General features: G+C 33.1%; 10 protein-coding genes. 7 read left to right on the top strand and 3 right to left on the bottom strand.

Annotation, left to right across the window (positions count from 1 at the left end; genetic code table 11):
* Positions 1-3 precede the first annotated feature (3 nt).
* The gene (locus Q0870_RS14695) at positions 4-303 is read right to left on the bottom strand and encodes a hypothetical protein (RefSeq protein WP_298556583.1); all 300 of its coding nucleotides are present in this window, start codon (positions 301-303) and stop codon (positions 4-6) included.
* Positions 304-523: 220 nt separating this feature from the next.
* On the opposite strand from Q0870_RS14695, the gene Q0870_RS14690 reads away from it, so the two are divergent.
* The 4 genes from Q0870_RS14690 (at position 524) to Q0870_RS14675 (ending at position 5,000) form a co-directional block, all read left to right on the top strand.
* A complete protein-coding gene (locus Q0870_RS14690) occupies positions 524-1,201 on the top strand; it encodes a succinate dehydrogenase cytochrome b subunit (RefSeq protein WP_298556582.1) in 678 nt (225 codons plus the stop codon).
* 11 nt (positions 1,202-1,212) lie between these two features.
* Complete coding sequence (locus Q0870_RS14685) at positions 1,213-3,225, top strand: fumarate reductase/succinate dehydrogenase flavoprotein subunit (RefSeq protein ID WP_298556580.1); 2,013 nt, start codon at positions 1,213-1,215, stop codon at positions 3,223-3,225.
* A 9-nt stretch (positions 3,226-3,234) separates the two neighbouring features.
* Positions 3,235-3,978, top strand: coding sequence for a succinate dehydrogenase/fumarate reductase iron-sulfur subunit (locus Q0870_RS14680; RefSeq protein ID WP_298556579.1), 744 nt, complete (start codon positions 3,235-3,237; stop codon positions 3,976-3,978).
* An 89-nt stretch (positions 3,979-4,067) separates the two neighbouring features.
* Positions 4,068-5,000 carry a M28 family peptidase gene (locus Q0870_RS14675; protein WP_298556577.1) on the top strand — a complete coding sequence of 311 codons (933 nt, stop codon included), beginning with the start codon at positions 4,068-4,070 and terminating at the stop codon, positions 4,998-5,000.
* Here Q0870_RS14675 and Q0870_RS14670 read toward each other — a convergent pair.
* The gene (locus Q0870_RS14670; protein ID WP_298556576.1) at positions 4,984-8,406 is read right to left on the bottom strand and encodes a hypothetical protein; all 3,423 of its coding nucleotides are present in this window, start codon (positions 8,404-8,406) and stop codon (positions 4,984-4,986) included. The genes Q0870_RS14675 and Q0870_RS14670 overlap by 17 nt on opposite strands.
* A 122-nt stretch (positions 8,407-8,528) precedes the next feature.
* Here Q0870_RS14670 and Q0870_RS14665 point away from each other — a divergent pair, with 122 nt between their 5' ends.
* The 3 genes from Q0870_RS14665 to Q0870_RS14655 all read left to right on the top strand — a co-directional run bounded on the left by Q0870_RS14665 (position 8,529) and on the right by Q0870_RS14655 (position 11,561).
* Positions 8,529-9,293, top strand: a complete 765-nt coding sequence (locus tag Q0870_RS14665) for an exodeoxyribonuclease III (RefSeq protein ID WP_298556574.1) — start codon at positions 8,529-8,531, stop codon at positions 9,291-9,293.
* Positions 9,294-9,311: 18 nt separating this feature from the next.
* The gene (locus Q0870_RS14660; protein ID WP_298556572.1) at positions 9,312-10,268 is read left to right on the top strand and encodes an OmpA family protein; all 957 of its coding nucleotides are present in this window, start codon (positions 9,312-9,314) and stop codon (positions 10,266-10,268) included.
* A gap of 261 nt (positions 10,269-10,529) precedes the next feature.
* Positions 10,530-11,561 (top strand): aldo/keto reductase, encoded by a 1,032-nt coding sequence (locus Q0870_RS14655; protein ID WP_298556570.1) that lies wholly within the window; start codon positions 10,530-10,532, stop codon positions 11,559-11,561.
* Here the strand turns inward: Q0870_RS14655 and Q0870_RS14650 are convergent.
* Positions 11,558-13,246, bottom strand: coding sequence for an AAA family ATPase (locus Q0870_RS14650; protein ID WP_298556568.1), 1,689 nt, complete (start codon positions 13,244-13,246; stop codon positions 11,558-11,560). The genes Q0870_RS14655 and Q0870_RS14650 overlap by 4 nt on opposite strands.
* Positions 13,247-13,570: the final 324 nt, after the last annotated feature.

Here is a 13,570-nt window from a genome sequence, read left to right as displayed (position 1 = left end):
TTTTTATTTATTCATGGCTTTTTTAATTAATCCAATTACAGCCATAACAACACCACCGCCAACGCCACCGCCAGCAACACTTCCTATTATGCTGCCTATATCCAAACTACTTGATGCCTCAGCAGCTTCTGCACCACTTAAGCCTAGCATACCTAGTATACTGCCGCCAAGTCCGCCGCCTAGTATCCCTGCTACGGAATTCCATAATGTTCCTAAAGATGAATTTTTCAAAAGCGAACCAGCAATATTTCCGCCAACTGCGCCACTAACAAGTTGAATAATCAAAGGTAAATACTCTTCCATTTTATTATATTTTAATTAGTTATATGGTAAATTAACAAAATTATTAACAATTACTTATAAAATAGACTGTTTATTTTAAGTATTCTTATTTTTTCATGTAATTAATTATAACATTATTTGTTTTTAAAATCATTCTAAATAACAAAACATGACATTTGTTATTTGTCTAAGACTCCGTCCATGGCTACCTTTGTTAAAATCAAAAAATAACTTTAAAATAATGGGTGGATTTTTTAAATCTTCGATTGGAAGAAAAGTAGCCATGGCGCTTTCTGCATTCTTCCTCATGTTTTTTTTACTTCAGCATTTAGTTATAAATATGTTATCTGTGATTAGTCCAGATGCATTTAATGAAGTATCGCATTTTATGGGCACAAACCCGCTAGTCCAATTTGCTTTACAGCCTGTATTAATTTTTGCAGTTGTATTTCATTTTGTAATGGGCTTTGTTTTGGAACTGAAAAACAAAAAAGCAAACGGTGTTTCATATGCCAAAAATAATGGCGGCGCAAATTCTACTTGGATGAGCAGGAATATGATTTATAGTGGTCTGGTAGTACTAGCTTTTATTGTTCTACATTTTATTGATTTTTGGATTCCAGAAATTAACACAAAATATATTGTAGGAGATATGACTGGTTTGCATAATGGAGAATTTAGATATTATCATGAATTAGTTGAAAAATTTCATAGCCCTTTACGAGTAGGAGCTTATGTTATTTCGTTTATCCTTTTAGGATTGCATTTAGCACATGGTTTTACATCTGCTTTCCAATCCATGGGAGCTACAGCAGGTCGTAAAAAGAATTTGCAACTTATAGGTAAAGCGTACTCAATTATTGTGCCTTTAGGATTTATAATAATAGCACTTTTTCATCATTTAACACATAACCATTAATCTTATATAATATGGCTTTAGATTCAAGAGTACCAAAGGGTCCAATTAAAGATAAATGGACAGATTATAAAAATAAAATTGATTTAGTAAACCCTGCAAATAAACGCCACATAGATATTATTGTTGTGGGTACAGGTTTAGCAGGAGGTTCTGCAGCAGCTACTTTAGCCGAATTAGGATATAATGTAAAAGCATTCGCTTACCAAGATTCTCCGCGTCGTGCGCACTCTATTGCTGCACAAGGAGGAATTAATGCGGCAAAAAATTACCAAGGTGATGGCGATTCAACATACAGATTATTTTACGATACCGTAAAAGGAGGAGATTACCGTTCTCGTGAGGCTAATGTATATCGTTTAGCTGAGGTGTCTACAAACATAATTGACCAATGTGTAGCACAAGGTGTTCCTTTTGCTAGAGATTATGGTGGATTGTTAGATAACCGTTCATTTGGAGGTGTATTAGTTTCAAGAACCTTTTATGCTAAAGGACAAACAGGTCAGCAATTATTGTTAGGAGCCTATTCTGCAATGAATCGTCAAATAGCGCGTGGAAAGATTGAAATGTTTAATCGTCATGAAATGCTTGATGTTGTAAAAGTTGACGGAAAAGCAAGAGGTATTATTGCTAGAAACTTAATTACAGGTGAGGTTGAGCGTCATTCTGCTCACGCAGTTGTAGTTGCAACAGGTGGCTACGGTAACGTATATTTTTTATCGACAAATGCTATGGGTAGTAATGTTACTGCCGCATGGAAAATTCATAAAAAGGGTGCTTATTTTGCAAACCCTTGTTATACTCAAATTCACCCAACTTGTATTCCACGTTCAGGCGATTATCAGTCTAAATTAACGTTGATGTCTGAATCGTTACGTAATGATGGACGTATATGGGTGCCAAAAAGTTTAGACGACGTAAAAGCAATTCGTGAAGGCAGTAAAAAACCAACGGATTTGTCTGAAGATGAAAGAGATTATTATTTAGAGCGTCGTTATCCTGCCTTTGGTAATTTAGTGCCGCGTGATGTAGCATCTCGAGCTGCTAAAGAACGTTGTGATGCTGGTTATGGAGTTAATGCTACAGGAGAAGCAGTTTATTTAGATTTTGCAGCAGCTATTGAGCGTTACGGAAAAGAACAAGCAAAGATTCAGAACATTTCAAACGCATCTGATGCTAAAATATATGAATTAGGACAGGCTATTGTTGAAGCGAAATATGGAAACCTATTCCAAATGTATGAGAAGATTGTAGATCAAAATCCATACAAAACTCCTATGATGATTTATCCAGCAGTACACTATACTATGGGTGGCGTTTGGGTGGATTACAACTTGATGACTACTGTGCCAGGATTGTACTGTATTGGTGAAGCAAATTTCTCAGACCATGGTGCTAATAGACTTGGAGCTTCTGCTTTAATGCAAGGTTTAGCTGATGGATATTTTGTATTACCATACACTATTGGAGATTATCTTTCTGATGATATTAGAACCGGTAAAATTTCAACGGATACAAAAGAGTTTGAAGAAGCTGAAAAAGAAGTTAAGGCTAAAATAGATTTCTTTGTTACTAACAAAGGAACAAAGTCTGTAGACTATTTCCACAAGAAGCTAGGTAAAGTAATGTGGGATAAATGCGGAATGTCTCGTAACGAAAAAGGTTTAAAAGAAGCCATGGTTGAAATTAAAGCAATTCGTGAAGAGTTCTGGAAAGAAGTTTCAGTTCCTGGGTCGGCAAGCGAAATGAATCCTGAACTTGAAAAAGCAGGTCGTGTTGCTGATTTCTTAGAATTAGGAGAATTATTTGCTAAAGATGCTTTAACAAGAAATGAATCTTGTGGCGGACACTTTAGAGAAGAATCTGCTGAAGAGTCTGGACCACAAAAAGGTGAAGCAAAACGTAACGACAAAGATTATGCATTTGTTTCAGCTTGGGAATATAAAGGAGAGCCTGCAGATGCAGTTTTACATAAAGAAGAATTAGAATTTAAAGATATAGAACTTAAACAACGTTCATACAAATAAGAAAGACCTATGAATTTAACACTTAAAATTTGGAGACAAAAAGACTCGAATGCAAAGGGTCAAATGGTCGATTATAAAGTAACTGACATTTCAGAACATATGTCTTTTCTTGAAATGATGGATGTTTTAAATGAGCAGTTAGTGAATTCTGGAGAAGAGCCAGTTGCTTTTGATCATGATTGTCGTGAAGGTATTTGCGGTATGTGTTCAATGTACATAAATGGAGAAGCACATGGTCCAGATAGAGGCATAACAACATGTCAATTGCACATGCGTATGTTTAAAGATGGTGATACTATTACTATTGAGCCATTTAGAGCCGCCGCATTTCCTGTAATTAAAGATTTAGTAGTAGATAGAACTTCTTTTGAGCGTATTCAACAAGCAGGAGGTTATATTTCAGTAAATACGTCTGGGAATACTCAAGATGCAAATTCAATTCCTATTTCAAAGCATGCTGCCGATGAAGCTATGGATGCAGCAACTTGTATTGGATGTGGTGCTTGTGTAGCTACATGTAAAAACTCTAGTGCCATGCTATTTGTTGGTGCTAAAGTATCTCAATATGCATTATTGCCTCAAGGTCAAGTTGAAGCAGCAGATCGTGTGCAAAACATGGTCGCTCAGATGGATTTAGAAGGGTTTGGTAACTGTACTAATACTGGAGCTTGTGAAGTTGAATGTCCTAAAGGTATATCTCTAGATAATATTGCTAGAATGAACAGAGAATTAATGAAAGCTACTATCAAATAGCCAGCTGTTATAACAATATTTAAACCCATATCAACTAAGTTGGTATGGGTTTTGTATTTATTAAGTATATTTATCCCTCAATGGTTTTTATGAACAAAGTACTTATAGCACTATTTTTTTGCTGCATTTTTCAAGTTGGAGGTATTTTTGCTCAAACTAATTATAGTATACGTTGTTCTTTTGATAAAAAGGTATTATTAAAGCATTTACAATCATTATCTTCTGATGCCTTTGAAGGAAGAAGAACAGGTACAAAAGGTGCTACAAAAGCCAGAAAATATATTATTAATCAATTTCACAATCTAAAGGTTGAGCCTTTAGGGAAATCTTTTGAACAACCATTTTCATTTATTAAAAAGAAAAAAGTATTTGATGCTGTAAATGTTTTAGGTTTAATAGAAGGCTCAGTGTTTCCAGAAAAGTATATAGTGATAAGTGCACATTATGATCATGAAGGTGTTAAATATAGTAAGGTTTATAATGGTGCAGACGATAATGCCTCTGGGGTAGGAGCTTTGTTTGCATTTGCTGAATATTTTAAAAATAATCCACCAAAGCATTCAGTTATATTAGCTGCTTTTGATGCTGAGGAATTGGGGCTTCAAGGTTCCAAATACTATGTGAATCATTCTATTATTTCTTCACAGGATATTATTGTTAATATCAATATGGATATGATAAGCCGCAGTAATAAGAAAGAATTATATGTAGTAGGAACTTCTGAAAACAAAAAATTAAAGTCCTTGTTTACAAATTCGAAATATTCATCCGACATAGAATTGATTAGAGGCCATGATGGTTATGATGGTTTAGATGATTGGACTTACACTTCAGATCATGCTAGTTTTCATAAAAAAGGAATCCCTTTTTTATATTTTGGTGTTGAAGATCATAAAGATTATCATGAGCCTACAGATGATTATGAAAATATTCATCCATTATTTTATGTTGAAGCCGTAAAAACTATAATCTCTGTTTTTGAAAAAATGGATTGCTCAGTGGGTTTTAAAAATAGGCCTTAAGCTGAATTGAACCCGAATGTATAGTTCTACTACTTTCCGTTTTTCTTCCAAAATAACTGAGATTCAAATCTAAAAATTTAGTTAGTTTTTTTTGTGCTAGTAAACTCCAAGTAAAGTTTTTTCCTGGTTGTAGACCCTCTAGTATTTGGTAGGCCACAGGTGTGTTTGGATTACCTATATAATCGTTTGAGAAGTAATTAAACTCACCGTTTATAGCACTTTTTTGGTTGTTTCCGAAAGTAAAAGACATGCCGTATTTTTGCTGTTTTAAGTCCTCCATTTCACCAATAGTATTAGTTTTACTTGCGTATTGGTAGAATATATCAAAGCTTGAATTATCATTGAATAAATATGAAAGCTTCGGATTAAATCTAGTCTCGTCGAAATTATAATTTTTACTCGCAAAATTTTGGCTAATACTTTCATTATTATCAAAAGCTGAAAGCATATTAATTAACCAATTTGCTGATAATTTATGATTAAAGTTGAGTTGGTGACTTTTTAAACTATTCTCTATAAACCCTACAGATAAGACATTTCTTGTTGTATTATCTAAAAACGTATAAGATGTTGTATAATGTTGCTTTCCTCGGTTAAAAAATAATACGTTTCTAAAGTTTAATTGTAATCCAAGCTGATCTTCTTTGTTATTGTTAAAAGGGTTTAAATTGAAACTACTACCCTCTCGTTTTATCTTTCTATCAATTAAATAGCTAGTTTGGTTATAAAAGTGTGACCAGAATTTTTTTGGTTTGCTTTCTGAAACTGACCATTGAGAAGGGTTGATGGTGAGCGTTTGACTTAATCTATTTTGATGTGTTTTTATAAACACGCGATTAGGTAGGAGCACCCGAATAAATTTGCCTTGATCTTGAAATTGAGCAATTTCAAACTCTTCCAATTCTTGAACTCCGTTTTCGTTATAATCGTTCCATGTATAATTACCTTGCCCTGCTTCAACTTCAACATAGGTGAAGTCTTGTTGTGGTAATCGTCCTGAATTGGTTTCAAAAATGGTATTCCATTGAATAATTTGATTGAAAAGTTTTTGGTTGAATTGTAATCTGGAGTTTATGGAGTTTTCATCTTCAATAGTTTGATCGGTGTTTTTTAGAGTTCTGTAATTAGCATATAGAGACAGGTTGGTATTTTTATTTTGTATAAGGCGAGAGTCTAAATAAAACGTGTTAGATGTGTTTACTCTTTGTAATTTATTATTTTTAATACTATCATTAACTCTATTTTTATAGCCTATTTCTGTAAAAACTTTGGTGCTGTCACCAATACCAAAAAACACTTCGTAAGATTTAAATTGTTGACTTAACGCTGTGAGTTCTTGAGTTGAGATATTACGTTGCTTATTATTTTCAATAGCTATTTTTGTACCAATCCAACTTTTTTTCATGCTGTAGGTAATACGATTGTATGATCTTAAAAACGTAGAAGTATTTATGGTTGACTGAGCATTTAAAAAACTAGAATTTGATAAAATATTAAACTTGTTTAAAAGTAAATTAGCGTTTGCAACATGCCGGTTACCGTTAAAACCATCAGAAAAGTTTAGGTTTTCAAACTGATAATTAACAAATCCTTTTTTAGAATGAGTCAACCTAAAACCAGAATTAAGGAATATTTGATTTCCGAGGGTACTTGCTATTTGATTTCCTGGAGGTTGATCTAAATTCCAATCTCTATTAAATTCTGGATTGTATAAGCCTTCAATGTTTCTATAATCAGAACTTATATAATCAGTATCAATAAATACATCAAAATTCCATAGACTATCATTTTTAATAAACGCTTGCTCCATTTTAAATTTTCCAGCAAACCCATCATTATCATCATCATCTAAATTAGAAAATGCATTTAAATCATTTTTACTTCCAGACGCTTCAAAACTAATATTGGTTTTTTCTGAAGGTTTGTAACTTCCATTCAAAACAGCAATTTGCAATTTAGTGGGGGCTACTAACTGAACAATAGGTGCGTAATTTCCTAAATTGGCACCAATGTACTCATAAATGTTATTAATAGCATTTATGTTACTCAAAGCATAATCACCTAGGTTATCTCCAACAAGAGTGAAGGTAACACGATATAATTCATCGTTTGGGTCATTCGAAAAAACAAAAGCTTCAACACCCCCAATGAGTTCTTTTTTATATAAAATTCTGTTATCGTTTGGCTCTTCTTGGATTGCAGAAGGCGCTACCATTTGGGTTCTGTCATCACCAGCATTTGCTAAAATGGCAACTTGCTCATCAGAAAGGTTTTGCTGTAAAGGCTGGCTTTTAGCATCGTTTTCAGAATATACAGAAACACCTATTTTTAGTTTTTCACTTTCATAATTTCCTCCGCCATAAGCTACAAATCTGGAATAATTGCGATCACTAAATTGATAATCAACAGTAATTCGCATCTCAGAAGTTATAGGAAACGTGGAGTTAAAAATAATTTCGCCTGCATTATAATCTATAATGTAATCTTTGTCTTCACCACGTTTTATTGGAATACCATTTACATAAACCGTTTCACTTCCAGAAACGATAAGGACAAATAGCTCGCCATTAGGACCTTGAAGCTTATAAGGGCCTTGATTGCCCTCTTGAGCTGTAAACTGGCTGGTTGTAAATTGGCCTCTTACAATTGCACCTGCCGCAAATAAATGGGTTCGATTGCCTTCTTTTCCCAATTTTAAATTAAAATTTAATCCTTGTACGCGTTTTGAAAAACTCGCGAAGTAAGAATTGGTGTTTAGTAAATCAATATCACCAGCACGAACATTCCAACGGTTACTAAATAATTCAATAAATACTTGGTCAAATTCATCTAGGCGCTGAGAATATCCGCTTTCTTGTAAGGGAATATTAGCATCTTGAATTGAGGCTCTTAGCGAAACCTTTTCATTAAGTTTTCCTGTAATTTGAAGGTCTAATTCGCTATTTAAAACGGAATTTTGATTATTACCTACAGTTACTCCACGAGATATACTTCCTGAAGTGGTTAAACCATCAAAAGGAATAAAATTTCTATTCGTATTGGATTGTGTTAACTTATATAAAGTTTGACTATTACTATTTTCTTTAACTATAATATTCTTATCTAATTGTTTGTAGGTTTTTGTTAGAAAATCAGGAAATTTAAGATAGTGTATAATTACAGAATCGGTTTCAATAGTTTTTTTAAAAGTTAAAATGGCTTTAGCAAAATCAACAGAATAATTTGTGGAATCAATAAATGTATTATCTAACCTTGTAATGGAAAATGAATTAGAATTGATACTAACACTATCAATTTGAATGGTATCCTTTACAGCAACCTTTTTTGTTTTATAGTTTGAGCTTTGATTTTGCGAAAACCCGCAAAAACCAATAAGAATCAATAAAAGGCATGTAAAAAACTTCATCAGATACTTAAACTGTAAATCGTTTAAAATATTTTGTTAATAGCTTCGTTAAAACTCCTGCTACTTTTAATGGTGTAAAAGTAACGCATTATTTATTTTAGCTGAAATACTTATCTAATCAAATGAAAATTGTATCCTATAACGTAAACGGCATTCGTGCAGCCATTAATAAAGGTTTTATAGATTGGTTAAAAGCAGCAAATCCAGATGTTGTATGCTTACAGGAAATAAAAGCCATGAAAGAACAATTAGATTTAAGCCTCTTTGAAGAAGCGGGTTATAAATATAATTATTGGTTTAGCGCTCAAAAAAAAGGCTATAGTGGTGTCGCTATTTTGAGTAAAACGGAACCAAAACATGTTGAGTATGGTACTCGTATAGAATCCATGGATTTTGAAGGCCGAAATATTCGAGCCGATTTTGATGGTGTTTCAGTAATGAGTTTGTATTTACCTTCAGGAACAAATGATGCCAGATTAAATCATAAATTGGAATATATGGATATGTTTCAAGAGTATATAAACAATCTTAAAAAAGACATTCCAAACCTTATTATCTGTGGCGATTATAATATTTGCCATGAAGAAATGGATATCCATAATCCTAAAATGAAAGGTGTTTCAGGTTTTTTACCAATAGAACGCCAATGGATTGGAAAGTTTATTGATAGTGGCTTCATTGATTCGTTCAGATTTATAAACCCTGAATTACAGCAATATAGCTGGTGGAGTTACCGTGCTAATTCGCGTGCCAATAACAAAGGTTGGCGATTAGACTATGCTATGGTTTCAAAACCATTACAAGAAAACATTAAAAGGGCCGTTATACTGTCTGAAGCAGTTCATAGCGATCATTGTCCTATCCTAGTAGAAATAGAAAAAAAATAAGAAATAAACCCAAACAACATGATTAAAAAAAGCATCTTCACCGTATTTACTCTAGTGGTTTTAGCATCTTGTGTATCTCCAAAAGTGTATAAAGACTTAGAAGCAAAGTATGCCGATTTAAAAAAGGAAAACAAAAAGCTGTCAACCGATAACGAAGTACTTTTAAGTGCTAAAACGGCAGCCGAAAACGAGTTAAAGCAATTGCATACGGCTTATGATGAAGCCGTTGCACAACGTGATAAATTACAAGGAGATTATAACGCAGCAAAATCTAATTTAGATAATTTAAAGGCATCGTACGATGCTTTAGAAAAAAATAGTACTGCAGCCATAGCAGCAAACTCGCAAAAGAATAGAGAATTATTAGCACAACTTGAAGCCAAGGAGCAGGCCTTGGCATCTGAAAATGCAAGACTAGAAAAACTTAAAAAAGAATTGGAAGATCGTTCAAATCGTGTAGCAGAATTAGAACAAGTTATTGCTTCAAAAGATGCCGCAATGACTGAGCTTAAAAATGCCATTTCAAGAGCTTTAACCGATTTTGAAGGCAAAGGTTTAACTGTAGAGCAACGCGAAGGAAAAGTATATGTTTCTATGGAAAATAAACTCCTTTTCAGTTCAGGAAGCTGGACGGTTGGTGCCGAAGGTAAAAAAGCCGTTAAGCAATTAGGAAACGTATTAGGAGACAATCCAGACATAGCCGTTTTAATTGAAGGACACACAGATAATGCGCCATACGCAGGAAATGCGCAACTAAGTGGCAACTGGGATTTATCTACAAAAAGAGCCACATCTATCGTTAATATTTTAAGAGAAAACAACAACATACATCCCGAAAATTTAACAGCGGCGGGACGTGGAGAATTTGCTCCAATTGCATCTAACGAAACTAACGAAGGGAAAGCAAAAAACAGACGAATAGAAGTTGTTTTAACGCCTAAGTTAGATGAACTCTCTAAGCTGTTAAGCGAGTAGAATAATTATTTGGGCGTTACCCAAAGGGTCGGGCTTTCGGCAGTCGCTCCCTCCTTCGTCGGGGAGCTTCAACAAATGCCTCAATCCCTAACGCAAAAAACCTTTAAAAGCTATTCAGGCTTTTAAAGGTTTTTTATATTTACAATCCGTCTAAAAAATAGGTATGATTTGTCATTCCTGCGAAGGCAGGAATCCACAATCTAATATTAGTTTTCAAATAAAAAGATTCCCGCCTTCGCGGGAATGACAAAAATAAAATAGATGAAATACACAACCATTCCAAATACCGATATAAAAGTTAGCAAAATATGTTTAGGCTCTATGACTTGGGGGAACCAAAATACTGAGGCTGAAGGTCACGAACAAATGGACTATGCACTCGACCAAGGTGTTAATTTTATTGATACCGCAGAACTATATCCTGTGCCAGCCACAGCAGAAATGAGTGGAAGAACTAGCGAGATAATAGGGACTTGGCTAAAAAAATCTAGCCAAAGAAATAAAGTTATTATCGCATCAAAAATTGCAGGTAGTGGCGATTATACAGCCCATATTAGAACTACAGGTTTTAGCCCAAATTCAATTAAAAAAGCCATAGATTCAGAATTAGAAAGATTGCAAACCGATTATATAGATTTATACCAACTGCATTGGCCAGAAAGAGATACCAATAGGTTTGGAGTTAGAGATTTTAAGCTTGATACAAAATGGAAAGATAACTTTTACGAAATTCTTCATAGTTTAGAAGGAGAAATTAAGGCAGGTAGGATAAGAAATATTGGTATATCCAATGAAAACTCATGGGGAACTATGCGTTATTTAGAAGAATCAAAAAACCATAATTTACCAAGAGTGGCGACCATTCAAAATGCTTACTCGATGCTTACCCGAACTTTTGAAACCGATTTAGCAGAAGTTTCTTTAAGAGAAAACGTTGGTTTATTAGCATATTCACCAATGGCATTTGGAGTGCTTTCAGGAAAGTATATAAAAGGTAATGTGGCAGATAACGCAAGACTTAAATTATTCCCAAGATTTGCAAGATATAGCGGAGAACAAGCTACAGAAGCTGCTAAACGCTATTTGAAGATTGCAGAAGATAATGGTATGACTTTAGCACAAATGAGTTTAGCTTTTGTAAACCAGCGTCCTTTTGTAACAAGTAATATTATTGGAGCTACAACATTAGAACAGCTAAAAGAGAATATTGATAGTATCAACGTAACTTTAAATGATGCTGTTTTAGAACAGATTGATGCAGTGCATGAGGCTATGCCTAATCCAGCGCCTTAATTTTTATATATAATATTTGCCAATTTATGTATAAATTCTTTAGCTTCTTTTAGGATTTCTTTGTTTTTAAAATTTTTTTGTAATATAGTTTCGAGCCATTTTGATTTACTTCCTCCTATACTCTTATCAAAACTTTCAAGTTCACCAATTAATAATGGAAAGATTCCAATATTGTTTAAATAGGCTATAACTTCCAAACATTTTTCATGAGCATCACCTGAAGGCACAAAAGACAATCCTTGTTTTTTAGCAAAAGACCAAGCACTAGAAATCTTTAAAATATCTTTAATTTCATTTATCTGTTTTTTATTTAGGTTAGGCGCCTTAACTGAGTCAAATGATTTAAGTATTTCTTTTTTTGCTTCTTCTTTATCCAATTGTGACTTAATTTGATTTATTTGGGAGTGAAATATTTTCCATTTTGGTTCAATAATACTCCAATCTCCTCCATGAGCTTCAACTAATTCTTTTAATGGAGTTTGATTATTAAATATATCAAAATCACAAATAGAAAAAGTAGGCACAGAAATTTTCTTAAGAGCTTTTACTATTGTTGGTATTTTAGCTTTACCATGTGCAGGAATAAATAAAGTATCTGAAATTTTATGGTAGCGGGGGTCATTTTCAAATTCTGAGTCGAATAAAGCTGAAAAGAATTTGCAATCACCATCTCCTTCACATATTATGACACTTTTATGGAATAATCCATCAATAATATTAGAGTATCTTAATATGGGATCTTTCCATATGTTTTTAATATCATTATTATTTAATAATGCACCAGAATTGATTTCTTTATTTCTTGAAATTCTGATAATATTTATGTTTTCATTTTTACTTTCTAAAAGACCCTTAATTAAATCAGAACTATGAGTAGAAATGAACATTTGTCTTTCAGAAAACAATTTTCCAATTAATTTTCCTAAAAGCCTAGTCTGAGGTGGATGTAGAAAAGCCTCAGGTTCATCAATTATTAGGGATGTTTTATTTTTAGAAATCATTTCTAATAAAATGGAAACAAAACTGCGCATACCATCACCTTGATCTGATAAATCAGATAACTCCTTAATTCTATCATTATATGATTTCGATAAATAGTTTTCATTTTCTAATAATGTAGGTTTTTCACCTACTTTTAAATGTGTATTTTTTCCTGAAAACCGATCAATTATCAAATCTAAATTAAAAGCAAGTCTAAAATAGGCGTTGATTTCATCCTCAAATGATTGATTTAAATACATAAAATCAATTGGGTGACTTGGTTGCTGTTTATAAAAATCAAGAGTTTCTCTAGACTTTGAATGTGAAATTCTTTGTTCGGCTAGCATTATTTTGATAAAAAAATGGCCAAAGTGTTTGGGGTCATTATTTTCCCACTTAACTCCAGTGTCCTCTGGGTAATATAAATTACCACCAATATTAAATTTATAATTAGAACCTGAGTTTTTAGTCTTTAAAAAATTAACAAAATCAATTGGAGAACCAACTTTTTTTAGGTCTATATTGACTATTACATCATGTTTAGTTCTAAATCCACCCAAATTGGATAGCAAATGGATGTTCTTAAGTGCTGCAGTTTTTCCGACATTATTAGCGCCAACAAAAATTGTAATTGATTTTTCTTTAAGTTGAATTTTGTCTCCATTATTGAACTTAATATTTTCTATTATTAACTTTGGAATCATGTTTTAAGTATATAATATAAAGATACATAAACTTAAAATATTTTCTTACAGATATAATTGAAGTAATCATTTAGAAACAATTAAATATTCAATTAATTGCGTTAGGGATAGTAGTGGAAAGCCCACAGCCCGACGAAGGAGGTGCGAGGACTTGTAGCGGATAGCCCGACCCTTGTGGTAACGCCCAAATAATAATTAAAACAAAAAAACCCGCTAACTTTAAAAGTAGCGGGTTTTTTAATTATTTAATTTGTCCCGTCCTGAAATAGCGATACACTAAAACATTAGTGTAATGAAAACATCGGAAAACACTGGGTACGTAAA

The sequence above is a fragment of the uncultured Algibacter sp. genome (assembly GCF_947487575.1).
Lineage (GTDB): Bacteria > Bacteroidota > Bacteroidia > Flavobacteriales > Flavobacteriaceae > Algibacter_B.
This window is presented reverse-complemented; position numbering and strand designations above follow the sequence as displayed.

Bases quoted from the DNA above. Each gene is read 5' to 3' on its own strand.
- Q0870_RS14695 (WP_298556583.1), bottom strand. From the start codon at position 303: ATGGAAGAGTATTTACCTTTGATTATTCAACTTGTTAGTGGCGCAGTT.
- Q0870_RS14690 (WP_298556582.1), top strand. From the start codon at position 524: ATGGGTGGATTTTTTAAATCTTCGATTGGAAGAAAAGTAGCCATGGCG.
- Q0870_RS14685 (WP_298556580.1), top strand. From the start codon at position 1,213: ATGGCTTTAGATTCAAGAGTACCAAAGGGTCCAATTAAAGATAAATGG.
- Q0870_RS14680 (WP_298556579.1), top strand. From the start codon at position 3,235: ATGAATTTAACACTTAAAATTTGGAGACAAAAAGACTCGAATGCAAAG.
- Q0870_RS14675 (WP_298556577.1), top strand. From the start codon at position 4,068: ATGAACAAAGTACTTATAGCACTATTTTTTTGCTGCATTTTTCAAGTT.
- Q0870_RS14670 (WP_298556576.1), bottom strand. From the start codon at position 8,406: ATGAAGTTTTTTACATGCCTTTTATTGATTCTTATTGGTTTTTGCGGG.
- Q0870_RS14665 (WP_298556574.1), top strand. From the start codon at position 8,529: ATGAAAATTGTATCCTATAACGTAAACGGCATTCGTGCAGCCATTAAT.
- Q0870_RS14660 (WP_298556572.1), top strand. From the start codon at position 9,312: ATGATTAAAAAAAGCATCTTCACCGTATTTACTCTAGTGGTTTTAGCA.
- Q0870_RS14655 (WP_298556570.1), top strand. From the start codon at position 10,530: ATGAAATACACAACCATTCCAAATACCGATATAAAAGTTAGCAAAATA.
- Q0870_RS14650 (WP_298556568.1), bottom strand. From the start codon at position 13,246: ATGATTCCAAAGTTAATAATAGAAAATATTAAGTTCAATAATGGAGAC.